Annotated in this window: 19 protein-coding genes; 13 read left to right on the top strand and 6 right to left on the bottom strand. The window is 64.2% G+C overall.

Annotated elements, in window-relative coordinates:
- The first annotated feature begins 118 nt into the window (after positions 1-118).
- The 3 genes from VO57_012190 (at position 119) to VO57_012180 (ending at position 4,871) form a co-directional block, all read left to right on the top strand.
- Complete coding sequence (locus tag VO57_012190) at positions 119-1,354, top strand: aromatic ring-hydroxylating dioxygenase subunit alpha (GenBank protein XBL68890.1); 1,236 nt, start codon at positions 119-121, stop codon at positions 1,352-1,354.
- A gap of 49 nt (positions 1,355-1,403) precedes the next feature.
- Entirely contained in the window at positions 1,404-2,165 is a 762-nt protein-coding gene (locus VO57_012185) for an SDR family NAD(P)-dependent oxidoreductase (GenBank protein XBL68889.1), read from the top strand.
- A 465-nt stretch (positions 2,166-2,630) separates the two neighbouring features.
- Positions 2,631-4,871 (top strand): TonB-dependent receptor, encoded by a 2,241-nt coding sequence (locus tag VO57_012180; protein ID XBL68888.1) that lies wholly within the window; start codon positions 2,631-2,633, stop codon positions 4,869-4,871.
- 50 nt (positions 4,872-4,921) lie between these two features.
- Here VO57_012180 and VO57_012175 read toward each other — a convergent pair whose 3' ends face one another.
- Together VO57_012175 and VO57_012170 are read right to left on the bottom strand one after the other, a co-directional pair.
- Positions 4,922-6,682, bottom strand: coding sequence for a DEAD/DEAH box helicase (locus VO57_012175; GenBank protein XBL68887.1), 1,761 nt, complete (start codon positions 6,680-6,682; stop codon positions 4,922-4,924).
- Positions 6,683-6,949: 267 nt separating this feature from the next.
- Positions 6,950-9,178 (bottom strand): TonB-dependent receptor, encoded by a 2,229-nt coding sequence (locus tag VO57_012170; GenBank protein XBL68886.1) that lies wholly within the window; start codon positions 9,176-9,178, stop codon positions 6,950-6,952.
- A gap of 130 nt (positions 9,179-9,308) precedes the next feature.
- Here VO57_012170 and VO57_012165 point away from each other — a divergent pair, with 130 nt between their 5' ends.
- Both VO57_012165 and VO57_012160 read left to right on the top strand, forming a co-directional pair.
- Positions 9,309-9,854: a hypothetical protein gene (locus VO57_012165; GenBank protein XBL68885.1), complete on the top strand. Its 546-nt coding sequence runs from the start codon at positions 9,309-9,311 to the stop codon at positions 9,852-9,854.
- 71 nt (positions 9,855-9,925) lie between these two features.
- Positions 9,926-11,410, top strand: a complete 1,485-nt coding sequence (locus tag VO57_012160) for a PepSY-associated TM helix domain-containing protein (GenBank protein ID XBL68884.1) — start codon at positions 9,926-9,928, stop codon at positions 11,408-11,410.
- Here VO57_012160 and VO57_012155 read toward each other — a convergent pair.
- Positions 11,398-12,288, bottom strand: coding sequence for a LysR family transcriptional regulator (locus VO57_012155; protein ID XBL68883.1), 891 nt, complete (start codon positions 12,286-12,288; stop codon positions 11,398-11,400). The two genes, VO57_012160 and VO57_012155, sit on opposite strands and share 13 nt — an antisense overlap.
- Before the next feature lie 107 nt (positions 12,289-12,395).
- On the opposite strand from VO57_012155, the gene VO57_012150 reads away from it, so the two are divergent.
- The 6 genes from VO57_012150 to pufC all read left to right on the top strand — a co-directional run bounded on the left by VO57_012150 (position 12,396) and on the right by pufC (position 19,885).
- Entirely contained in the window at positions 12,396-13,958 is a 1,563-nt protein-coding gene (locus VO57_012150) for a proton-conducting transporter membrane subunit (GenBank protein XBL68882.1), read from the top strand.
- Between the two features lie 14 nt (positions 13,959-13,972).
- Entirely contained in the window at positions 13,973-16,384 is a 2,412-nt protein-coding gene (locus tag VO57_012145) for a DUF2309 domain-containing protein (GenBank protein XBL68881.1), read from the top strand.
- The gene (locus VO57_012140; protein XBL68880.1) at positions 16,371-16,640 is read left to right on the top strand and encodes a hypothetical protein; all 270 of its coding nucleotides are present in this window, start codon (positions 16,371-16,373) and stop codon (positions 16,638-16,640) included. The genes VO57_012145 and VO57_012140 overlap by 14 nt, the downstream gene beginning before the upstream one ends.
- A 193-nt stretch (positions 16,641-16,833) precedes the next feature.
- A complete protein-coding gene (pufL, locus tag VO57_012135; protein ID XBL68879.1) occupies positions 16,834-17,682 on the top strand; it encodes a photosynthetic reaction center subunit L in 849 nt (282 codons plus the stop codon).
- Positions 17,682-18,740, top strand: a complete 1,059-nt coding sequence (gene pufM / locus VO57_012130; protein XBL68878.1) for a photosynthetic reaction center subunit M — start codon at positions 17,682-17,684, stop codon at positions 18,738-18,740. Before pufL ends, pufM begins: the two co-directional genes overlap by 1 nt.
- Complete coding sequence (gene pufC / locus VO57_012125; protein ID XBL68877.1) at positions 18,737-19,885, top strand: photosynthetic reaction center cytochrome PufC; 1,149 nt, start codon at positions 18,737-18,739, stop codon at positions 19,883-19,885. Before pufM ends, pufC begins: the two co-directional genes overlap by 4 nt.
- Positions 19,886-19,987: 102 nt before the next feature.
- Here the strand turns inward: pufC and puhC are convergent, their stop codons facing one another.
- The 3 genes from puhC to puhA are packed head-to-tail and all read right to left on the bottom strand — an operon-like array spanning position 19,988 to position 21,928.
- On the bottom strand, positions 19,988-20,440 hold the full coding sequence (gene puhC, locus VO57_012120) for a photosynthetic complex assembly protein PuhC (GenBank protein ID XBL68876.1): 453 nt from the start codon (positions 20,438-20,440) through the stop codon (positions 19,988-19,990).
- Positions 20,433-21,149, bottom strand: a complete 717-nt coding sequence (gene puhB, locus VO57_012115) for a photosynthetic complex putative assembly protein PuhB (GenBank protein ID XBL68875.1) — start codon at positions 21,147-21,149, stop codon at positions 20,433-20,435. Before puhB ends, puhC begins: the two co-directional genes overlap by 8 nt.
- Positions 21,149-21,928 carry a photosynthetic reaction center subunit H gene (gene puhA / locus VO57_012110; protein XBL68874.1) on the bottom strand — a complete coding sequence of 260 codons (780 nt, stop codon included), beginning with the start codon at positions 21,926-21,928 and terminating at the stop codon, positions 21,149-21,151. The genes puhB and puhA overlap by 1 nt, the downstream gene beginning before the upstream one ends.
- Before the next feature lie 162 nt (positions 21,929-22,090).
- Between puhA and VO57_012105 the strand changes: the two genes are divergently transcribed.
- Positions 22,091-23,293: a CoA transferase gene (locus VO57_012105; GenBank protein XBL68873.1), complete on the top strand. Its 1,203-nt coding sequence runs from the start codon at positions 22,091-22,093 to the stop codon at positions 23,291-23,293.
- Positions 23,290-24,933, top strand: coding sequence for an acyl-CoA dehydrogenase family protein (locus VO57_012100; GenBank protein ID XBL68872.1), 1,644 nt, complete (start codon positions 23,290-23,292; stop codon positions 24,931-24,933). The genes VO57_012105 and VO57_012100 overlap by 4 nt, the downstream gene beginning before the upstream one ends.
- The last annotated feature ends 80 nt before the right edge of the window (positions 24,934-25,013 follow it).

The raw sequence follows: 25,013 nt of genomic DNA, 5'->3' as shown, positions 1-25,013 counted from the left end.
TTTCCTGCATCACTGTCCCTTCGAGACGGGACGCGGCACGGTCCCCCCCTAGGGGGATGGCGAAAGAGGGCATCCGGATGCAAAGCTGTGTCCAGACCATAAACTAGGGAAAGTGATCATGACCATCGAGACGCCCGAGCGCATTCAATCCATGTGGCAAGTCGTCACGGAGAACATGAAGGCCAAGAGGTATCCCGAGGCCTTTCCCGCAATGCCTGACATTCCCGCTGCACGATATACGAGCCAGGAATTCTACGACCTCGAGAAGGCCCATCTCTGGTCGAAAACGTGGCTCTTCGTTGGACTGGCGAACGAATTCGCTGAAAAGGGCAGCTATCGAACCTATACCTTGAACGACAGTCCGGTCGTTGTCATTCGCGGCAAGGACGGCGAACTACGCGCGTTCCACAACGTCTGCCAGCATCGTGGTTCCAAGCTGATGAAGGACGAGGCGGGCATCGCCCCCAACATGCGGTGCCTTTACCATTGTTGGACCTACGATTTGCAGGGTGATTTGCAGTTCGTGCCGGATGAGCATTACTATTCCGACCTGAAAAAAGAGAAGCGAAGCCTGAAGGATCTGCGTTGCGAAACTTTCGGCAACCTCGTCTTCGTGAACTTCGATCTCGATGCCGAGCCGCTGATGGAATACTTGACCGATATACCGGCGCTTTGGGCAGATGTCCCGCTAGACGACCTCACCTTATTCGACCGATTCAGCTTCGAGGTCGATTGCAACTGGAAATGCGTACAGGACAATTTCGCGGAGAATTACCATGCGAAATATGTCCACGAGAACACGATCGACAAGGTCATCGACGCCAAGACCTCCGCTCTGCAGGCGGTCAAGAACGGCCACACCGCCATCGCCATCAAATCAAGAGGCGAACTGACCCGCGGCATGGGGGCGGCCTTCTTCAAGTCGGAGAACGACACGGCGGAAGAGCAGGAAGCCAAGCTTGCGGAAATTTCCAAGCTTGCGCAGCGCAGCTATAATGTGTTCCCGAATGCAACCTTCCCGATTGCCGAATATCTGTTTCCGATCGTCATGGTCTGGCCGATCGATCCGGGTCGCACCAAGGTGGAGGTTACCTTCGTCAAGACTGGCAGCGGCAAGGACGACCCGCAGCTCGACGAAAGCACGCTTACATTCTTCCGGAGTTTCATCGGGGAAGATCTCGAAGCGCTCGCCGGAATGCATCAGGCACTGGCCAATGGCGGTATCGACGGGATCCCCGTGTGTTGGGCCGAACATTTCATCTATCATCACGAGCAGACGATCGACGAAGTGATCGGGTCGGATAACATTCCACCGGAAATGCGCGTCGTTCCGATCGATATCCCCATGGGATAGTCGTCCCAGACGGCTGATCGCACATCCTGAAGACTTTCGAGTACGGAACGTGGAACTCGAAAATATACCGGCCATTGTCACCGGCGGTGCCTCCGGCTTGGGTCTGGCTACTGCCCAGTTGCTAGCGTCGAAAGGGGCGAGGGTCTCAATTTTCGATGTGAAAGAGGGTGAAGGACGTTCCGCAGCGGACGCACTCGGAGTTGTCTTTCACATGGTGGACGTGACCGATGAGGCAAGCGTCAAAGCGGGGCTGGAACGTGGGGAAGCTGCACACGGACCTGCAAGAATATTGGTGAATTGTGCGGGCATAGCGCCGGGCATGAAAACTGTTGGGCGAGAGAATATCGCTCACTCCCTCGATACCTACCGCGCTACGGTCGAGGTAAACCTCATTGGAACTTTCAATGTTCTTTCGCAGTTTGCAGCTCGGCTTGCCGCCGAGCCGGCCCTCGGAGAAGAGAGGGGCGTCATCTTAAATACGGCCAGCGTAGCAGCGTTTGACGGACAGATCGGGCAGGCTGCTTACGCCTCATCCAAGGCCGGAGTAGTTGGATTGACATTGCCGGTCGCGCGCGACCTTTCTCAGCTTCTCATCAGAGTGGCCGCAATCGCACCAGGGGTCTTCCTGACACCAATGGTCGAAAGTTTTCCGAAGCAGGTTCAGGACGCACTCGGTCAACAAGTTCCTCATCCGAGCCGACTCGGCCGCCCTGCAGAGTTTGCCCAAATGGTTGAGGCGATAATTTCCAATCCGATGCTAAATGGAGAGGTCATCAGGCTCGATGGCGCAATTCGGATGCCGCCCAAATAGGTGAAGACCGGACCGGCTTAGGGCCGATCCCACCGAAGGTCGGACCTAGTCACATCTACGCGGAACTGGCGAATCCCCCACCGACCACCAAACCTTGAAAGTCTCTACGCAATCGAAATTCGATGTTAATCGATTGGCGGCGGAATTTCGGTTCGTCCCATCTTCGAGACCATTCGTCGAAACGGAAACATGGTGGGGGTGCTGATGGGGGTATTTCTGCCAGACGCTTGTACGAATTGCTTTTTTTCGCAACATCTTGGCTAGATTTTCCGAGTCCCTCCTCCGCTACCATTGGATCGGATTGATTTTCCCTCCCATGGCGTTGAAGTGTCCGCCGTTGCCTGCATTCCGACGCTCCGGGCGAGCGGGTGTGCAGAACTGGAAGAGAGATGTTCCGCGTTCTGCGGTGAGGGACTAGGGCGCTCGCGCGCCAGATTGCGGCGTGTCCTCATCGACGAGTTTCTTATGAAATCCTCCGGTTACGCCGTCTTCTCGCTGGTTGCCTGCGGCATCCCTGCTGGTGCCATGGCGCAAGAGGCAAACGAGGAGCTCCGCTCCGGCAACGAGGCGATCGTGGTCACTGCGACGCGGCAGCCTCTGTTGATCGAGCGCGTCCCCGGCTCGGTCCTGCTGCTCGATGAGACTGCGCTCGAGCAGGCGGAGGGGGCCACAGGTGCCGAAGACCTCGCCGAACTGCTGCCCGGGGTCGAAGCGGCGGTGGCGAATGGTACGCAGGTTGCCTTCCAGATTCGCGGCATCGGGGCGGTCGACCATCAGGCGCTGACCCCGACCGCGGCAGCCGTTTATGCCGATGGCGTCTTCCAGGCGACCAATGTCCAGACCAGCGCGCTGCTTTACGACCTCGAACGGGTCGAGGTGCTGAAGGGGCCGCAGGGCGCGCTTTACGGGCGCAATGCGTCTGCCGGAGCGGTCAACCTCATCAGTCGTCGGCCCGATGCCGAGGGCGCGAATTACGCGCGCTTTGGATACGGCAATTTTGATCGCTTCGATCTAGATGCCGCGTTCGGCGGACGCATCGGCGAAGGGGCCTATGCGCGTCTTGCCACCACTTATGTGCGTCGCTCGCCAGTGCTGGAGAATGTCGCCGGTCCGGCCGAGGCGGGCGGAGAAACGGACGAGTTCGGCATTCGCCTTTCGACATTGCTCGATCGGGGCGGGCCGAGCCTGCTGCTGCGAGGGCACTACGAGCAAGACAGAGGGATCAACACGATGCCTCGCAACTCCTCGCTCGAACTCGGGGCGCATCAGATCGAGTCGGCAGGCGATGGTGTGCAGAACAGCGACAATGCCTTCTATGGCGTGTCGGCGGAGTACACGGCCCCTCTGGGCGATTGGGAGCTATTCTCGCTCACGGCGTTCGAGGGCTACCGCCAGAATTACGGGTTCGACTTCGACGGAACGGCGGCGCCTTTCGGCGACCCTTCGCTGAACGCCAACCTTTCCTACGCGCGCGACTTTGCGCAATTCTCAGAGGAAGCGCGGCTGAGCCGGCAATTCACCGGCGGGTCGGTGCTGCTGGGTGTTTCGGCCTCTCTGGAGGACTTCAGCCAGCGCTACACCATCTGGTGCGGCGAGCTCGATCCGCAGACGCTCGTCGGCTCGTGCGACTATGTCGGTGCATCAGGTCGTGTGGGGCCGACCCCGGCCAGCACTTCGCCCGCTTCGACGCTGGTGACCGATATTGCACAGGAGCGTGTGTCGCTCGCCGCGTTCACCTACAACACACTCGAACTGACCGAGCGGCTGACGCTCACCGCGGGGCTTCGCCTGACCTACGAGGATATTCGCGGGCAGGGCGAGGGTGTGCATGTCTTCCGCGACGGGGTGCGCGCGCTCAACAACCGCGATGGCCTGGGCCCGGCAAGTGGCGGCAATGTGATCGAGACGACCCGGCTCAGCGGTAACGCTGCGCTGAGCTACGCCTTCGGAGGCGCAAACGCCTATGTCTCCATCGCCAATGGTTACAAGTCGGGCGGCTTCAATGGCGAGATCGCGAACAACGCACTGCATTACGCCGACGAAGGACTGTTCGCTGCCGAGACCGTCACGACGATCGAGGCGGGAGTGAAGGGCAAGACGGCTACGCTGCGTTATTCCCTCGCGGGTTTCTACAGCGACTACCAAGACCCGCAGGCGAGGATCTTCGTCGAATTCGCATTGCCGGACGGATCGAGCATCGTTTCGAACTCGCTCTCCAACCTCGATGCAGCGCGGTCCTATGGTGTCGAAGCGCAGCTGGGCTGGACGCCCCTGTCGGGCCTCGCGCTTGAACTGGGAGGGGTCTGGAACCGGGCGCGTATCCGGCAGGATAGCGCGGTAGGCGGGAATGCCGACCTGTATGATGGCCAGCCACTTCCATTCGCACCGGAATTCTCGGCCAACGCCCGTGTCGCTTACCAGACCCAGGTGAGCCGCGACGTCCGGCTTGGGCTCAGCGGAAGCGCCAATTTCCGCAGTCGCTTCTATCTCGATCCGTCGGGCCTGCCCGAGCGCAGCCAGGGCGATGTGCTCACGCTGGCAAGCCGTGCAAGCCTGGCCTTCGAGAGGTCCGGGATCGAGATAAGCATCTGGGGTCGCAACCTTACCAACCGCGACTACGCGGTCTCGGGCTATGGCTTCATCGGTTACAACACCTTCCGTTCGGACCCCCGAACCTTCGGAGGTTCGGTGTCCATCACGTTCTAGGGCAATGCGCTGGATCGAGGGGGCTCGCCGTCGTCCGGCTCGCCACCCATTCAGCGATCCCGCGGGCGAGCCTTCTTCGGCGCGCCCTTGCCTTTCGGGCCGGGCCGTGCGCCCGCGTCGTTGTTCTTGCGATGCGGCTTGGGCTTTCCGTTGTGCCGACCCTGAGGCGGACCCTTGCGGTTGGCGCGCGCTGCATCTCGCGGAGCCTCGGCCGATGCTTCGATGCGGATGTCGTCGCCATCGGCCCCGTCATCGGCGGTGCGGGCGACGGCAGCGGAGAACTTGTCCGCGATCGCACGCGGGATCTGGAAGAACGTCTCGTCCGGGCCGATCCGGATCGCGCCGACTTCGTTGCGGGTGATGTGCCCGCGGCGGCAAAGCAGCGGCAGTATCCAGCGCGGGTCGGCATTGCGGCGACGGCCGATGTCCATCTTGAACCATACCGTATCCTCGAAACCGGGACGGTGCTTTTCCGCCTGTGCAGCACGCCGTGCCTCGGGCGTGTTGGCGATCAGGTCTTCCGGTTCGGGCATCTTGGCCCGGTGCGAGGCGACCAGCATCGCCGCGAGTTCGCGCGGGGTGCGCTGCGCGAGCAGGGCGTCGACCAGTTCGGTGTCGCCTTCATCGGGCTCCACCGCTGTCAGCAGGGTCTGCATCAGGCGGTCGCGATCCTTGGCCCTGATCGCCTCGCGATCGGGTGCGTCGGTCCACTTGGCGTCGATCTTGGCGTTGCGCAGCATCTGCTCCACCCGGCGACGGCGCGAGAACGGGACCACCAGCACCGCAGTGCCCTTGCGGCCTGCACGGCCCGTGCGGCCCGAGCGGTGCTGCAGCGTCTCCGCATCGCGCGGAATTTCGACATGAACCACCAGGCTCAGCGTGGGCAGATCGATCCCGCGCGCGGCGACATCGGTCGCGACGCACACACGGGCCCGCCGGTCGCGCAGCGCCTGCAGCGCCTGGTTACGCTCCGACTGCGAGTTCTCGCCCGAAAGCGAGACGACCGCAAAGCCGCGTTCCTGCAAGGTCGCGTGCATGTGGCGGACCTTTTCGCGCGTCCCGCAGAACAGGATCGCGGTTTCGGCCTCGTGATAGCGGAGCAGATTGACGACCGCGTTCTCGACCTCGGGCGGGGAGACGACGACCGCTTCGTAGGAGATGTCTCCGTGGCCGCGATCGGCACTGACGGTCGAAATGCGCAGCGCGTTGTTCTGGTACCGCCGGGCCAGCGCCTCGATCGGCTTGGGCATGGTGGCGGAGAACAACAGCGTGCGGCGGCCTTCGGGCGTCGCGTCGAGGATCGTTTCCAGCTCTTCGCGGAAACCCATGTCGAGCATCTCGTCGGCTTCGTCGAGCGTGACTGCCTTCAGGGCCGAGAGGTCGAGCGCACCGCGCTCCAGATGGTCGCGCAGGCGACCCGGGGTGCCGACGACGATTGTCGCGCCCGAGCGCAGTGCCTTGCGCTCTGCGGACGGGTTCATCCCGCCCACGCAGGTCGCGACGCGCCCACCCGCCTTGGCGTAGAGCCACGAGAGTTCGCGGCTGACCTGCAGCGCAAGCTCGCGTGTCGGGGCGATCACCAGCGCGAGCGGCGCGACCGCGAACGGCACCTTGCCATTCTCGTCGAGCAGCTGGCGCGCGACGGCCAGCCCGAAGGCAACCGTCTTGCCCGAGCCGGTCTGAGCGGAGACGACCAGGTCGCGGCCGCGCGCTTCGGGCTCGAGGACGGCGGCCTGCACATCGGTCGGCTCGGAATAGCCGCGCTCTGTAAGGGCGGTCTGCAGGGTGTCGGGGAGTTCGGAGAAATTCATATCAAAACCTTGGCAAGCAATGCACGCGCGGCAGACGCCTCATGCGGCTGAAAGTGGCCATCGACTATATGGGATGGGGTATCGTCGAGCGTCTGCCGGTCGGCGATGTTGAAGGCCCCTTACGCTATTATTGTTCTTTTGGCTTGCGATTTCTTGCGCGCAGGTTTGGGCGCGCGGGAGTGGCCCCACGCGCCGTTGCCTGGTGAGGATTTGAGATGAGCGAGAGAGGCGGGGGAGGGGCGCATGCAAAGCCCCTCCCGGGCCCGGTCAGAAGCTCAGATTGACTTCGATACCTGCCACTCGCGGTTCGGCTGAGCGAGCGTCGCCCTGCGGCTGGAGCTGGGTGATGTACTGCTCGTTCAGCAGATTGCGCGCGAAAGCGTAGACCGAGAAGAACGAGCCTTCGTAGCCCGCCTTCAGGTTGGCCACCACGTAGGAGGGGATCGCGACCTGCCGACTGTTGCACGGGCTTGCGGTGCATGTCTCGATGCCGCCCACGCTTGTCGAGCGGGCCGGATCGTTGATGAAGTCGGAGAAGTGGTCGTCAACGAGGTTGACGTCGCCCAGCAGTCGGAAACCCGCTGGATGGCGATAGTCGAACCCGGCGGAAATGGTCACCGGCGGCGCGTAGGGGAAGGCGTTGCCATCGAATTCGGCATCATCGGTGACGTAGTCGGTGAACTTGGTGTCGAGCAGGCCGAGCCCGCCATAGATCATCAGATTCCGGGTCGGGCGCGCCTCGAGCTGGAGTTCCGCGCCGTAGAAGCGCGAGGCACCTGCGTTGACCGCGATGGAATCGTTCGGCTGGCTGGGATCGATCAGCTTGTTGACGATCTGGTCCGACCAGTCGGTGTAGAACACGTTGGCGGTGACGCTGAACTTCCGGTCTGGCGTGTGGACGCGCAGCGATCCCTCATAGGTCCAGGTGTGTTCGGGATCATAGTTGTAGACGGTCTGCGAGATTGCGCTGATCCCGCTGCCGCCCGCGCGATAGGCCTTTTGCGCGGTGAACCCGATCGTCGCGTTGTCCGAAAGGCGATAGCGAAGCCCCGCCTTGGGCAGGAAGGCGCTGTAATCCGTATCGGTTTCCAGCAATACGTCGGGGGCGAGCCGCGAGATGATCTGGTCGAGAAACGGCTGGAACGCCGCGTTGTCGGCGACCGCAGAGGTCGATGCGAGCGAGGAATTCTGGCGTGTTTCGCTATCGTAGCGTGCGCCCGCGATCAGGGTGAGGCGCTCGAAGACGTCGAACTCGACCTCACCAAACAGCGCCCAGTTCTCCTCGTCATTGGCGATCTGCCGATCCTGGAAGACCGATCCTGCAGGCAGCGCCGGGTTCACGAAGCTGGTCGGCACCTGCACCGTGTCGGCCACGTCGCTGCTGTAGCGGCCGTAGAATCCGCCGATCACGGCCCTCAGCGGTCCGCCCGCGTCGTAGTTCAGGCGGATTTCCTGCTGGAAATTCTCGTCGTCCTGGGTGCGGTCGATATTGCCAAGATCGGCAGGGCTGAGGTCGAAATCCTCCTGCCGCAGATAGTCCTGCGTGTAATAGGAACTGATCGAGGTCAGCGACAGCGCATCGTTAAGGTCGAGGCCCAGTTCCAGCGTGTGGATCCAGCTTTCGGCTCCTTCTCTGGCGGGGTCGTTGGAGAGGTTGACGCGTTCTTCCGGAAAGCGCGCGTAGTCGATCAGGTCTTCGCCGCCCGTGTTGTCGGTGTAGTTGAGGGTATAGATCGCGGTGAAGTTGCTTCCCGGGGCGAACAGCACCTTGCCGCGCAGATTGGTGAATTCGCGCTTGTCGTAGTCCTCGTCCCGGGTGGGATTGTAGACATAGCCGTCGCTCGCACGGCGATCAGCGGCGAAGCGCAGCGCGATGCTGTCGCCTACGGGCACGTTGAGCGCGGCTGCTGCCTGGTAGGTGTTCAGCTCTGCATAGGAGCCGCGCACCTTGCCCGAGAATTCGCCCAGCACCGGATCGGCAGTGTTGACGATGATCGCCCCGCCGACCGCGTTGCGCCCCTGTGTGGTCCCCTGTGGGCCACGCAGAATCTCGACCTGCGCGACATCCCAGGTCGAATAGGGGCCGAAGAAGGTCGACTGGTTGTTGGGCATTGCCGCGCCATCGACCACCGTGGTCACCAGCAGGCCCGCGCCCGCGCCCAGCCGCTGGTCGATCCCGCGGATCGCGAAGCCCTTTTCGCCAAAGCTCTGGACGACGTTGGGGGTACGCAGGGCGACATCGTAGAGATCGTCGATGCTGCGCTCTTCCAGCTGCTGCCCGGTGTAGACAACCACCGAGGAGTTGGTTTCGTCGAGCGTGCGGCCCAGCTTTTCGGCGGTGACGATGATCACGTTATCGTCGAGCGGAACGACGTCTTCGCTAACCGTCTCGCGAGCTTCGGCTTCGACTGGCGATACCTTGTCCTGCGCAAGGGCTGGCGAAGCCGTGGTGGCGGCGATGGCGAGCACGGATGTGCCGAGGAAGCGGATGCGCAAGAATACCTCCCTGTCTGGTCAAATGCGAATCGTTTGCATTCCGGTATTGCGAGTGAATATCATTTACAAGCAAACCTTCTCCCCTTAGCCATTTCGCGACAGGGATTCGGGAGATGCAGGGATTCGGGAGATGCATGTGTTTGCCTTTGCAGGTTTTGGGGCCCAGCTTCTGGGCATCGCCGCATGGCGCCAGGCGAGGGGCAGGCATGCGCCGGTGATGCTCTTTTGGGTGGGGCTTGCCCTCCTGGTGGCCTCGCTCGCCCTCCTGATTGCCGCCTTCGGTACCAGTCTGGGCATCAGCTGGGCGCTGCTGGTGGCGTCGATAGCGGCCTATGCGCCGTTCGTACCGCGCTTGGTGACCACCGGTGAGATTGGTCGACCCATCCGCCGCACCCGCGCTCCTCGCAGCAAGGCGGGGCGTGGCGGCGCGCTGGGACTGGGTCTTCGATTGCTCTGTGCCGGACCGCTCTACCTGATCGCCGCGCTCGGCGTGGGGACGACCTTCGCGACGAGCCTGCCATGGGAAGAGGCCAACCGGCTGATGTTCGGCGGGCTCATCATCCCGGTGGTGTGGGCGCTCGGCGCGCTGCACGCGACTGCGGACCTCGATCTGCGGCGCGTTCTCGCGGTCCCGATCGCCATCATTCTCGTCACCGTGGGACTGTATCTTCTGTGACCGATCCAACAGCACCCGAGCCAGCGAGCAGACTTCCGAAAAGGGCGGGCAACAGCCGTTTCGTGGCACGAATGATCGAGTCCCACTCGATCCTCGGCCTGACCTTCGCGGCACTGATCTACATCGTTTCCCTGACTGGTGCCTTCACCTTGTTTGTCGAAGAGATCGCCGTGTGGGAGAACGCTGATGCGCCCATGGCAGAGCGAGTCTCGGCTCAGGCCTATCAGGCGGCGCTGGAGAACGCCTACGGCGAGCGGGGCGAGGGGAGCGATATCCACTCGCTGTTGACCTTCGGCCCGACCGAGTTTGCGCCGGCCTTGATGGTCCGGCTCAACGAGACGCTCCCCAATGGTGAAGAGCAGCATACGGACTGGATCGCAGACCCGCAGACCGGTGCCCTGCTGGGCGAGGCCGACACGCCGCTCTCCCATCTGATCGAGCAATTGCACGTCGCGCTGCACCTGCCTGCACCGTGGGGCCGCTACCTTGTCGGTCTGCTCGGCGTTTGCATGTTCAGTCTGGTAATTTCGGGCATCCTTGCGCATCCGACGATCTTCAAGGACGCCTTCAAGCTACGCTTCGATCGCAACCGGCGGATCGCATGGACGGACCTGCACAATCGGCTGTCCGTCTGGGGCCTGCCTTTCCATCTGGTGTTGACCTTCACCGGCGGGTTTCTGGGGCTCGCCGGGCTGATCATCGGGGCGGTTGCGATGCTCGCCTACGATGGCGATCGGGAACGTGCGCTTGTCAGTCTTCAGGGCCCGCAGCCGATCCAAGGCGCACAGCTGGCTGGGCTGCCGCCCGTCGGGCAGATGGTGCGCCAGATCCGCGAGGTCCGCGAGGACGGCCACCCGATCGAACTCATCATCGTCCGTGAACCCCACAATTCCGGCGGAATTACCGCGATCAACATGCTCGACGACAGCATTCTCGACAGTCGTTACTCGCTGATCTTCCGCAACAGCGGTGCCTTTGTGGAGACTTATGGCGGTGAAGGCGCGCCGGCGGGACTTCGCGCGCTAGCAATGCTCCAGCCGCTGCATTTCGGCACCTTCGGCGGCTACCCGATCAAGTTTCTCTATTTCGTCATGGCGCTGGCGCTGACTTGGGTGACCAGTTCGGGGATGAAGATATGGTTCTCGCGGCGCGAGCAGCAGGGGAGGGCGGTCCCTCGAATGCGCGCGGCATGGCACGGGATGACCGCCGGGCTGACGCTGGGCCTGGCGGGTGCGACGCTGGCCAGCGCGGCGGGTGTGGGCGAGCTTGTCCTGCCAATCTGTCTGGCAGCGTGGATTGCTGCGATTGCAGCATTTCTGCTCGCGCCTTTCCGCTGGGAAACCTTCTATCCGGTTGCGTTGATCGCATCGGCAATGCTGCTGCTGGGGGCAGCAGGCATTGCGACCGTGACGAGTGGTGCCACGACCGGCCTTCCGGCGGTGGTCAGTATCGCAGTGCTGGTCATCGCGCTGATGCTTGCCGGGTTTGCCTTGCGTCGTTGGCGCAGAGACGACTCATTCGCGCATTGGGTGGCTGCGGGCACTCAACCCGGTTGATCGTGCTCCCCTTGGAGAAGGCCCGCCAGCAGGGGGTTGGGAAAGCGCCGCCTGAGCGTGATGGCGTAGAATATCTCTTCGAGGCCTGACAGGCGGCCGACCTCGACCAGCGCGGCACTCTCCAGCTCGTCCTTGACGACGATCGGCGGGACGATGGCGAGGCCGACACCCTCGCGGGCAAGCAGGCGGATCATCGCCATATCGTCCACCTCGGCCGCGATCTTCGGGCGTATGGCGAGCCGGTTGAACAGAGCGTCGAGGCCCGAGCGAATGCTGGTGTCGATCGTGGGCAGGATCAGCGGGCGCTCTGCCAGCAACGTGTCCAGTTGCGCATTCTTGCCGACAAGCTCGGGGGTTCCGATCAGGCTGACCGGCTGGTCCGCGATCGTATGGGTAATCCAGGGGGTCGCCGCGTCGCGCTGCGGGGCAATATTGGCGAGCACGATATCGATCCGGTGCGCCTCCAGCCCGGCAAGCAGTTCGCCCAGCGCGCCGGAGCGGATCACGATCTCGACATCGTCGCGCCCGATCAGCGGCTGGAGGAAACCGATCTGGAAGTTGCGAGACAGCGTCGCCTGCGATCCGACCCGCAGGACTTGGCGCTGGCGCGAATGGCGCTGCCCCAGAGTATTGAGCAACTCATCCCCGGTCTCGAAGATCGCGTCCGCGTGATCGAGCGCGATCCGCCCCGCCTCGGTCAGGATCAGTGTGCGCCCGCGCCGTTCGAAGAGGGGGTGGCCCAACCGCTCTTCCAGCAGGCGGATCTGGGTCGAGACGGCGGACTGCGACACGTTGAGGCGCTGCGCGGCGCGGGTCAGGTTCCCTTCGTGCGCGACCATGTGAAAATAGCGCAGGTGATGGAAGTTCAGTTCGGCCACCCGTTCTTTTAAACAGAACGAAATACTCAGAACAATGTATTTTTCTTATTCTCAACGCGCGCATAGCTCCCGCCCCGTAGTTCACAGCCACGGGAAGCCACCTGCTCATGATCCTCGATTTCCTGCTCCTTGGCGCACCGGCGCTGCTGTTGCTCGCCGCCGCGATCGCGCCCTTCGCATCGAAGCATCGCTGGGGGCTCGTCCCACGTTTGGTCGAGGCCGCATCGCTTGGTGCGCTGGCCATCGGCGTGGCGGCTCTCGCGTTGCTGGTCCTCCACGGCCCCCAGACGGGGGTATTGTTGGGCATCGGCGGTCTGGGCTTTGCGGCGCGGCTCGATGTGGTCAGCGCGACCATGCTGGCGCTGGTCGCCTTTGTCGGCTGGATCGTGCTGCGCTATTCCATCTCCTATCTCGATGGAGAGGCACGGCGTGGGCCATTCCTCGGCTGGATGGCCGCAACTCTGGCGGCGGTGCTGCTGCTGGTGCAGGGCGGCAACCTGTTCCATTTCGTGGTCGCCTGGATCGCGACCAGCCTGTGCCTCCATCGCCTGCTGCTGTTCTACCCGGACCGGGTGCAGGCCGTGCGCGCCGCCCGCAAGAAGTACCTTGTCGCCCGGGTCGGTGATGCAGCGCTGATCGGAGCCGCAGCGCTGCTGTTCTTCGGCTATGGCACCGCCGATATTGCCGCGATCGCGGACGCTGCCCGCGCGGGCGTTGCCCCCGGGGGATCGGGACTGGCAGCCGCGCTGCTGGCGCTCGCCGCGATCCTCAAGTCTGCACAGTTCCCCGTCCATGGCTGGCTGACCGAGGTGATGGAGACGCCGACACCTGTTTCCGCGCTGCTCCACGCAGGCGTGGTCAATGGCGGCGGGTTCCTGCTGGTCCGCTTCGCCGATGTCATGCTGCTGAGCCCCGGCGTGCTTGCCGTGCTGGTCATCATCGGCGGCTTTTCCGCCCTGCTTGGCGGGCTTGCGATGCTGACCCAGTCGGCGGTCAAGAACTCGCTCGCCTGGTCGACCATTGCGCAGATGGGCTTCATGATCATGCAATGCGGCCTGGCGCTGTTCCCGCTCGCGCTGCTGCATATCGTCGCGCACTCGCTCTACAAGGCGCACGCGTTTCTTTCCTCGGGCGGAGCGGTGGAGGTGGTCGCTTCTATCCGCCGTCCCGGGCCGATCGCGATCCCCGATGGATGGGCGGTCGCGCGCGCTTTCGCGCTCGCGCTGGCGATCTATGCCATCATCGGCCTTGTCTTCGGTATCGGGCACAAGTCGCCCCAGGCGATAACGCTGGGCGCGATCCTGATCTTCGGCGTTGCCTATCTGCTTGCCCAAGGGCTCGCCGATGCTGCCCCGCGCGTGCTCACCCGGCGCACCGCGCTGGCCGCCGTCGCTGCCTCGATCAGCTACTTCGCGCTCCAGACCATCACCGAGTGGCTGACCAAGGGCGCGCTCCCGCCGACGCCCGCGCCGGGGCCACTCGAATGGGCGCTGCTGGTACTGACCGTGTGCAGCTTCGGCGTGGTCGCGGTGGCGCAGGCGATGTTTCCGATCTGGTCGAACCACCCTGCCGCAGCAGGCCTGCGCGTCCACCTGTCCAACGGGCTCTACGCCAATGCCCTGTTCGATCGTCTGATCGGCAACTGGACCACCCCGCGCAGCCCCCGGTGAAGGAGAGAAAAGCAATGCTCATGTCCTGCCAAGACCCCGTGAACGAGGCCGTTATGTCCCGCGCGGCCGATGCCGCTGTCCGGCAGATCCCTCCGCTTTGGCCGCTGTCGTCCTCGGTCGCGGTCAATCCCTTCCTCGGCCAGAGCGAAGCCACTCTGGCCCAGGCCGCAGCCCGACTGTCGCGGGTTGGAGAGGTGCCGGTGGTCATGCCGCGCAGCTGGTATGCAGAGCGGATCGCTTCGGGCGAGATCGCGCAGACCGATCTGGCCGCCGCGCTCGTCAGCTCCCCGCACGAGAGCAAGCCGCGCGATCTCGCTATGCTTGAGGCTGAGCTGGACAAGGATCTTCCAATCCCCAACGCGCTGCGGACCGTGGCGGACCTCGTCGCAGAGCGCAGCGGGACAGACTGGCCGGGCATTATCGCAGAGCGGATCGGCGTCTGGGCCGGTGGCTACTTCGATCGCGGGCAGGCGCTGTGGGCCGCCCCACGCGACCGGTCCGCATGGGCCGCTTGGCGCGCCTACGCGACGCACGATCTCACGCCTGAAATCATGGGGCTGAAGGGGTTCGCGCGCTTCGTCGCGGAGGCGCCCGAGAACGCGCGCCACGCCATCGCCCGCTCGGTCGCGCGGCTGGGGCTGGGCGAGGCGGCGCTCGACACGGTGTTCCATCAGCTGCTGATGTCGCTGGGCGGCTGGGCGCAGTTCGCGCGCTACGAATTGTGGCGGGCGGAGCTCGCCCGGACGACCGACGAGACGCTGATCGATCTGCTCGCGATCAGGCTCCTGTGGGAAGAGGCGCTGTTCCTGCAGCACGAGACGCAGATCGACGAAGACTGGACCACCATGCGTGCCGCGCACTCCGCACCGATCAGGCCCTCGCGCCGACAGGTGGTGGACGAGATCCTGCAGGAGGCCGCCGAACGGGCCGCACAGCGCAAGCTTGCCGCGACGCTCGCCACCCCGCTGCCTGGCCGCGCGTCCGATCGCCTCGCACTGCAGGCGGCGTTCTGCATCGACGTGCGCTCCGAAGTCTTCCGGCGCGCGCTGGAGTCGGTCGATCCCGCGATCCGCACGCTGGGCTTCGCAGGCTTCTTCGGCGTTGCTGCCGAACACCGGCGGTTCGCATCCGATGTCGACGAGCATCGCCTGCCCGTGTTGCTCAACCCTGCCGTCACCTCACGCGCCGGCGGCGTGCAGGATGCGGAGGGCGATCTGGCTCAACGCTATCGTGCCAGGGCTAAGCGCGCCTGGGGCCGCTTCAAGCTTGCTGCAGTGTCCTCCTTCGCCTTCGTCGAGGCGATGGGCCCGGTCTATATCGGCAAGCTGGTGCGCGACGGGTTGGGCATCGCCTCGGCCTCGGCTCGCAATGATCCCTCCCCGCGCTTCGATCCCGACCTTGCGCCCGAGGCGCGGGTCGATGCGGCGGAAACCGTGCTGCGGGCGATGTCACTGGTCGACGGGTTTGCGCCAATCGTGCTGCTGGCAGGGCATGGTGCCAACGTGGTCAACAATCCACACGCCAGCGGCCTGCACTGCGGTGCCTGCGGCGGCTATTCGGGGGAGGTCAACGCGCGGCTTCTGGCGCAGATACTCAACGATCCGGCGGTTCGCGAAGCGTTGGTCGAGCGGGGCATCGCCATCCCGCACGATACGCTGTTTGTCGCCGCGCTGCATGATACCACCACCGACCGGGTCACGCTGTACGATCGTGACCGGCCAAGCGATGCGCATCGCGCTCAGCTCGACCACGTGCGACAATGGCTGGTCGCGGCTGGAGAGATCGCGCGGGGCGAACGCGCGCTGCGGCTTCCCGGTGCCCGGCGTGCGCAGGACGTGTCTGCGCGGGCGCATAACTGGGCCGAGGTGCGGCCCGAATGGGGGCTCACCGGATGCCAGGCGTTCATCGCCGCACCGCGTCAGCGGACCTCCGGCCGCAACCTTGAAGGGCGCACCTTCCTGCACGACTACGACTGGAGGCTGGACGAGGAGCGCGGCTTCCCCGTGCTCGAACTGATCATGACCGCACCGGTGGTCGTGGCGAGCTGGATAAGCCTGCAATATTATGGCTCGGCAGTTGCTCCGCAGGCATTCGGTGCGGGCAACAAGCTTCTCCATAATGTCGTGGGAGGGGTGGGCGTGATCGAGGGAAATGGCGGCCCCTTGCGCGCAGGCCTGCCGTGGCAATCCGTGCATGATGGGGAAAAGCTCATCCATCAGCCGCTGCGTCTGTCGGTGTGCATCGAGGCACCGTGCGAGGCGATGAGCGATATCCTTTCCCGGCACGATAGGGTGCGCGGCCTGTTCGACAAGCGCTGGCTGCATCTCTTCGCGATGGGAGCGGAGGGCCTGACCCATCGCTATCTCGGCGGTTCGCGATGGGAGGCATTGCCCGCGGACAAGGAGGCATACGATGCCGGTCGATGAGTGCGCGCAGGAAGTCAGGCTGGTCAAGGATCGGCTCGCCTGGGCGCTGGGGCATCCTGCTGTCAGCGATTGGGTCAAGCGCGGCCTGGCAAGCGCGCGGCAGCGCGACCCGGTCGAGGTGCTCAACGATCTGGAACTGATGACCCACGTGGTCAGGCAGTGGGCGAGCGCCGATGCCGACGCCAAGAGGGCTGAGACGATGCGCGCCGAGTCGCTCCGACAGGGTGGGCAGACACTGCCCGGCCGGTCGCAATAATCCATCGCATCGTCATTCGGACATCCGGTGACGCTCTGTCGCTGGGTTCGCCTTCGGCGGCGAGGAAAGGGCGAGCATCTGTCCGGTGGCCCGGATGCTTTCACCTTGCGGCGCTCGCGATATTGTGCGACGTAAATGTAAATGGACACTATATTGTGTCTTGTATGTTGTACATTTGCCGAGGGGTCGTGCCGTGTCGATGCTCAGTTTCGAGCGGAAATATCGCGTCGCGGGGGGCACGCTGGTTGGCGGCGATCTCTTCGACTTCTGGGTCGGGCCGTTCTACGTCGGCTTCTTCGGTGTCACGACCGCGTTCTTCGCACTGCTCGGCACCAGTCTGATCGTCTATGGTGCGGCTATCGGCGGCACGTGGAATATCTGGCAGATCGACATCGCGCCGCCCGCGATCGAATATGGCCTCGGCCTCGCTCCCTTACGCGAAGGGGGGCTGTGGCAGATCATCACCGTCTGCGCGATCGGGGCGTTCGTTTCATGGGCGCTGCGGCAGGTGGAAATCTCCCGCAAGCTGGGCATGGGCTTCCATATCCCGATCGCGTTTTCCTTCGCGATTTTCGCCTATCTCAGCCTCGAAGTGTTCCGCCCGATCATGCTGGGCGCCTGGGGCCACGCCTTTCCCTACGGCATTTTCAGCCATCTCGATTGGGTCTCCAACGTCGGCTACCAAGGCCTGCATTTCCATTACAACCCGGCGCACATGCTGGCGGTGACGTTCTTCTTCGGCACCACGCTGATGCTCGCGATGCATGGCGGGGTCATCCTGTCCGCTGTCAACCCGCCAGAGGGTGAAGACGTGAAGCACGGCCAGCATGAAAACCAGTATTTTCGCGACACCATCGCCTATTCCATCGGGCCGCTCGGCATTCACAGGCTCGGCTGGTTCGCTGCGATCAACGCCGGGTTCTGGAGTGCGATCTGCATCCTGATCAGCGGCCCCTTCTGGGTCAGCGGCTGGCCCTATTTCTACGACTGGTATCTGCAGCTGCCCTTCTGGAACGACATGGGGCTGGGGGGGCTCGGTTGATGGCTTCGTTTCACTCTCTCTATTCGCAGATCCAGATCCACGGGCCTTACGACCCTGGGCTGCCGCTGAAGGGCCATGAGCCTCCGCGCATTATCAAGCCGGTCCTCAACCGATGGATCGGCAAGATCGGCGACCCGCAGATCGGCCCGACCTATCTGGGATTCTGCGGTATCGCCTCGCTGATCTGCGGCTTTATCGCGATCGAGATCATCGGCCTCAACTTCTGGGCATCGGTCCACTGGAACCCGGTCGCCTTCATCGAAGGGATGGCGTGGCACCGGCTTGATCCGCCGGAGGCGAAGTGGGGCTTCACCCCCTTCGTTCCGCTGACGGAGGGGGGCTGGTGGATCTGGGCGGGTTTCTTCCTGACCGCCTCGATCCTGCTGTGGTGGTGCCGGATGTATCTTCGCGCCAAGGCACTGGGGATGAGCACGCATGTCGCGTGGGCCTTCGCCAGTGCGATTTTCCTCTATCTTAGCCTCGGCTTCATTCGCCCGATGCTGATGGGATCGTGGCACGAGGCACCGCCTTTCGGGATCATCCCGCACCTCAACTGGACCCCGTCTTTCTCCGTCCTCTACGGCAATTTCTACTACAACCCGTTCCACTGTTTCTCGATCGTATTCCTGTACGGATCTGTGCTGCTGTTCGCGATGCACGGCGGCACGATCCTCGCAGTGTCGCGCTTCGGGGGCGAGCGGGAGACGGAGGAAATCGTCGATCGCGGCACTGCGGCGGAGCGCGGCGCGCTGTTCTGGCGCTGGACCATGGGCTTCAACGCGACCTTCGAGTCCGTCCATCGCTGGGCCTACTGGTTCGCCATCCTGACGACATTCTCGGGCGCGATCGGCATCCTGCTGACCGGGACCGTGGTCGATAACTGGTATCTGTGGGGCGTCAAATGGGGTCTCGCGCCCGAGTACCCTGCGACCTATCCCGACATGACTCTTCCGCCCGAGATTGCAGAGCAGGTTCGCGCGGCCACCGGCGGAACGAGCGCCTCGCTTGATCTGTCCGCAGCACCTGCGCCCGCTCCTTCGCCGGAGGTATCCCAATGACTCCTCTGGAAAAGCGCCCGCGGTCTAGCCTCCTCGGCATCTTCGCGCTCGCTGCGGCATTCGCGACGCTGCTGTTCGTCGTGCTGGTGCCGACCTGGGATGCGCCTTGGGATACGATCGAATCGCGCGAATGGGGCTGGCGCGGTATCGCGATGAACACCTTCACCTCCGAACGGACCCGCAGCGACCCGCTCAATCTCGTCCCGGCATCGATCGAACCGTTCGAGGCACGCGGAGTATCCGCCGGAGAGGCGTATGAGAACGTCCAGGTATTGGGCGATCTGGACGCTGCGCAATTCGATCACCTGATGCTGTCGATCACCGAATGGGTCGCGCCCGAGGAAGGCTGCGCCTATTGCCACAACCCTGACGCGAGCTTCGCGGCGGACGACATGTACACCAAGAAAGTCGCCCGGCGGATGCTGACGATGGTCCGCGATATCAATGCGAATTCCAGGCACGTCGGCGATGTCGGGGTCACCTGCTATACCTGCCACCGCGGGCAGGGCGTGCCGCCTCGTCACTGGTTCAAGGCAGTCGCGCCCAAGCCGCCGATGGGTGGTATCGTCGGCAAGCCGCCGCCATGGAACCGAACGGCAAAGACCATGCGCGATTTCTTCCCGCGCGCTGCGTTCGAAAACTATCTGCTGGACGATCAGCAGATCATGGGGGCGCAGGCGCGCTCTGTATCCGGCGAAGTTACCGATCTGGCGGATCTGGAGAACATCTACATACTCATGATGCAGATGTCCGACGGGCTGGGGGTCAATTGCAACTTCTGCCACAACAGCCGCGCCTTCGCCGACTGGTCGCAGAGCACGCCGAAGCGGATTACCGCGTGGTACGGCATCCGCATGACGCGGGGGATCAACCGCGACTACCTGGTCCAGATGCATGACCTGTTTCCTGCCGATCGGCTCGGTCCGCTCGGCGACGTCGCCAAGGTCGATTGCGGCACCTGCCATAACGGCATGTCGCGCCCGCTGGGTGGGGCACCAATGGCACGCGGTTACGAGGGATTGCGGGGTCCGGGTTCGGGCAGTGCGATCACACGGGAGACGGCGTTTGAAACCCGACTGCCGTACGAGGCCGAAATTAGCGAACCCGCGCCAACGCCCGCCGGTTTGCAGCAGGGCGGCGAGTAGCGGCCCAACCCTCGGCCAAGTGCCGCGAATACGGCATGGGCGTATAGCGAGTTGGAGAGATGAGGGTCGTTACCTGAGCCCAGCCACAGTGATCAGGCACGCTCAGCCGGGTGTGTACTGCCCGTCACCGGTGTCGAGATAGCGGGCGAAGGCCTTGGCGCTCGCTTGGCCGAAGCCCTGCAGCTTGACCGTGCGCCCGGTATCGGGATCGGCCAGCTCGACATGCCCGGCAGCATCACGCTGGACGAGCAGGCGAAAATCGTGCGCGAATTCCCGATCGTCGCGCTGCATGGCGAGGGCGCGGACGGCTGCCATCGCGAAGGTGTCTCCCTCGATCACGAGATGTGCGACCGGCTTCCGGCGCTCGCTCAAAACCATCATTTCGCCGTTGGGAAGCGGCTCGAAGATCAGCATGCGGCGTTCGCCTGCCTGTGCCGTCTGCACGGTCAGTCGTCCGACATCGTAATGCCGCGAGGTGCTGATCGCGGTCACGGTAAAGCCGATCAGAAGCGCCGCACCGATCAGCGCGCCGCGCGGAACGGTGATCTCAGACATGCTCCGGCCTTGCGCTTATCCCGACGGGGCTTCGCTCAATGCGGGGAGCGTGGACAGCGCCTGCGGCCGCCCGCCTGACTGCGTCGGCAAGGATCGCTGCTGCCGGGCTTGCGGGTGGTAGTGCGCGCAGCATCGGCACCGGTGCTGACAACTTCGTGCTACGCGCGTGGGGCCACAGGGCAAGCCACGCGATCTTGTTGGGCCGGCGCAGCGTCAGCGCGATGTCGATTCCACGCTTGCGCTCCCGCGAGGATACGTCTGTCACCAGAGCCAGCGGAATGTTGATCGTGCGGGTAAAGGCCACGCCTACCTGGAAGACGACCCGCCTGTCGGTGATGACATAGGTGGTGGTCCGCGACATGAGCCAGGCGAACAGCAGTACCAAGCCCGCGATGGGCAGTGCGACAGGCAAGAGCAGCAGCGGGCTGAACGCGATCTGCGCGACGCTGGCGCCCGCGCGGGCAGTGGCGGCAATCGGCAGCAAGGCGAACAGCGCGAAGTAGCCGGTTAGCCATGGCCAGCGAAAGAGGTAACGCGCCAGCGCGGCGCGATCGGGTTTTCCATGCCACAGGATATGCTCGCCATCGGGCAGCGGCCCGGGCAGGCCCAGAGCAATGTCGATCGGCAGATCGTTCGGATCGTCACTGAGCGAAAGCTCGGTTTCCCGCGTACCACTGGTGGCCGTCGCAAGGGGCATCGCCGTTGCCATCAGGCCGGATCGTGGATCTGGCCATGCCCGGTGGAGAACCGGAGGCCACCGGCGAAGAAACCGTTGAGCCGGTCTTCCTCGCGCATGGTGATGCAGCTGTCGTCGGCGCGTATCGGCGCGCGCCGCAGATCGCGCGCGATCAGCGTCGTTGCCCGAACGGCGCTGTCGCGCGGCAGGGCCTCCGCGAAGAAGGATGGGATCAGCCGCCGTCCCTCTGCTCCGTCGATCGAGACCTCGAAATAGCGCAGGAAGAACTCGGCGCGGTTGAACCACAGATCATGGACCTTGCCGACAACCTTCTCGTCGGCGGAAACCAGCACCCACCCGCGCGGATCGGGATCGCCGGTCGGGATGTAATATTCAGGGTGATCGTTGAGAGAGATCAGCTTGGGCTCGCCCTCGACGTCGAGATCGGGCTCGTCCTCGCGCAGGGTCGTATAGGCGGCAGCGCCTATCCCTTCTTCGAGCGGGTCGGGCCCGGGATCGAGCGGGAAGGCCATCGGCGGCAGCGTCTGCCCGGGGCGGACCGTTTCCGGTTCCTCCACCCGCGGGGCCTGTGCCACGCCGCGGCCATGCGGGCGGAAGAAAAGCTTGGGCCTGGGCACTGCCGGAAAGCCTTCTGCGGAGTGCGTGCGGCCCATTAAGCCCGATACCTCGACAGGATATCCCTCTCGCTTGTCCTCGCGTCGCAGGTACACGACCAGACCGACAAAGAAGGTCACGAAGGCGATGACGCACAAGATGGCGACATCGAGATTGCCGACGACGTTGCTTTCCATGCCTCGGATATACTCTACCCCTACTCGGGTGTAAATATAAACGGACATAGCAAAGTGTCAGGATGGAGGGTCATCCGGCGAATTCCGGCTGCCATTCCAATTTCGTGGTGCGCGCCACATGCGGGTCTGGCGGGCGCACGCAGATCGCGATAGGGCCGGGGTATGATGTCTCTGCTCGCCGGAATGACCGTGGTCGAGGGTGCGGCCTTCGTCGCCGGCCCGTCATGTGCGCTTTACCTCGCGCAGATGGGCGCGCGGGTTATTCGTATCGACCAGATCGGCGGAGGGCCCGACGCGCGCCGCTGGCCGCTCGGCCCTCAGGGGGAGAGTCTCTATTGGCAGGGTCTCAACAAGGGCAAGCTGTCGATCGCGCTCGACTATCGTAGCTCAGAGGGGCGCGAGCTTGCCCAGCGAATTGCCACGGGAGGGGAGGGCCTGTTCGTGACCAATTTCCCGGTCGACGGCTTCTTCGCACACGAGGCGCTGCAGGCATTGCGCGCGGACCAGATCACCCTGCGCGTGATGGGCTGGCCCGATGGCTCGCCTGCGGTGGACTACACGGTCAATGCCGCCGTCGGCCTGCCGCTGATGACAGGCCATCCGGACGACGACCGACCGGTCAACCACGTCCTGCCTGCGTGGGATCTTCTCGCCGGAGCCTACGCCGCCTTCGCACTGCTCGCCGCCGAGCGGGAGCGGCGGGCGAGCGGCCAGGGTCGGGAAGTGCGCGTCGCGCTGTCGGATATCGCCGCGACCAGCCTCGCGCATCTGGGCAATGTGGCCGAAGTGATGCTTTCCGGGCATGATCGCGAGAAGACGGGCAACAACCTGTTCGGTGCCTTCGGCCGCGATTTCTCCGCCAGCGACGGCGCGCGTTTCATGCTGGTGGCAATTACACCGAAACAGTGGCGCGGGATGGTCGATGCGCTTGAGATCGCCGAGGATATCGCGCAGCTGGAGCACGCCCTCGGCGTCGACTTCACTGCGGATGAAGGTGCGCGATTTACCCATCGGGACAGGCTCGATCCCATCGTAGAGCAAGGATGTGCGCGGTTCGCTTCGTCCGAACTGGAGGCGCGGTTCGATCGCGCCGGGGTCACCTGGTCGCGCTACCGCAGCCTGCACGAGGCGGTAACGCAGGATGCACGGCTGGTGGCGGACAATCCTGCTTTCTCGACGGTCGAGCATGCCGGTGGCGCAGCCTATCCGACGCCAGGTGCGGCGGCGCATGATCCCGGTGTACCGCCCGAGCCTGCGAGGCCCGCGCCCACGATCGGTGCCGACACCGACCAGGTTCTTGCCGAGCATCTCGGCCTTGGTAGCGGCGAGATTGCGCGGCTGCATGATCGGGGGATCGTCGGGTGAGCGACATTATCGACCTTTCGCGAGAGGCGTGTGCGGCAGGCCAGCGCTATATCGAAGCGGCGCGCGCTGCGACCGCCGGGATCGTCGCGCCGGATGGCTCGCCCGACCCATCGCTGGTTGAGCGCGAGCAGCGCCGGGTGCACGGTCTGGCATGGGCTGCAACCACGCTCGCTGCATTGGAGGCGCTTGCCGACTGGGCCGCGCGGGCCCGGCGCGCTGGGCGTTTCGGTGCGATCGAGGAACTGACGCTGCGGATCGGCTTTGGCGAATATCTGCACCAGCTGACGTCTGCCCTGCCGATGGGGCAGGGCGAGTTCGTGCGCCCGGTCGATATGGACGCGGGCACCGCTGCCGACGCAATGCGCGCCGAACCGGCGGTCATGCATTTCCTGACCCACGGCAACACAGCTGACACTCGCGCCGAGCTGGCTGCGCTGCTCGCCGAGGGCGCGTTGCCCGATGAGGCTTTCGGCGACGAAACGCTCGACATGATCCGCGCCCAGTTCCGCACCTTCACGTCGGAGCGGATCGCGCCGCACGCGCATCAATGGCATCTGGCGGATGAGCTGATCCCGATCGAGGTGGTTCAGCAGATGGCCGATCTGGGCGTCTTCGGCGTGTGCATCGCGGAGGAATATGGCGGCCTCGGGCTTGGGAAAACCGCGATGTGTCTCGTCTCCGAAGAGCTGTCGCGCGGGTGGATATGCGCAGGCTCGCTCGGCACCCGGTCGGAAATCGCGGGCGAGTTGATCGGAGAGAACGGCACGCCGGAGCAGAAGGCCGCGCTGTTGCCCAGGCTCGCCGATGGATCGATCCTGCCCACCGCTGTTTTCACGGAGCCGGATACCGGCTCCGACCTGGCATCGGTTGCGACGCGCGCACGCATGCAGAATGACGGAAGCTGGCAGATCACTGGCGCGAAGACTTGGATCACCCACGCCGCGCGCGCCGATCTGATGACCGTGCTGTGCCGGACCGATCCCGACACACCCGGCTATGGCGGCCTCTCGATGCTGCTCGCGCACAAGACGCGCGGGACCGAGGACGATCCGTTCCCCGACGAAGGGCTCTCGGGCAGCGAGATCGAGGTGCTCGGCTATCGCGGGATGAAGGAATATGCGCTGGGGTTCGACGGGTTCGCGGTCGCTGCGGACGGTCTGCTCGGCGGTGCGCAGGGGCGTGGTTTCAAGCAGCTGATGCGGACCTTCGAAAGCGCCCGGATCCAGACCGCGGCGCGCGCCGTGGGGGTGGGGTGGAACGCCTTCGATCTCGCGCTGGGTTACGCGCTGGAGCGCAGGCAGTTCGGCAAGCCGCTGATCGCCTTTCCGCGCGTGGCGGACAAGCTGGCAATGATGGTCGCGGAACTGGTGATGGCGCGAGAGCTGACCTATTCCGCCGCGCGCCACAAGGATGCGGGCAAGCGCTGCGATATCGAAGCGGGGCAGGCCAAGCTGCTCGCCGCGAGGGTTGCGTGGAGCGCTGCCGATAACGGCGTGCAGATCCACGGCGGGAATGGCTATGCGCTGGAATACCCGATCAGCCGGGTGCTGTGCGATGCGCGGATTCTCAATATCTTCGAAGGCGCGGCGGAAATTCAGGCGCAGGTGATTGGGCGGGGGCTGCTGGTCGGCCAGCCCTGAATGTGCGGGCCGCGCTGCCTTCGTCTCATAGAAGAGGGGGCGCGCACGGTCCCGCACACGCCCCCTGCAAAGTGGTCTGT

The organism is Citromicrobium bathyomarinum (assembly GCA_001306305.2).
Lineage (GTDB): Bacteria > Pseudomonadota > Alphaproteobacteria > Sphingomonadales > Sphingomonadaceae > Alteriqipengyuania > Alteriqipengyuania bathyomarina.
The sequence above is the reverse complement of the archived record's forward strand: the minus strand, read 5'-3'. Positions and strand labels throughout refer to the sequence as shown.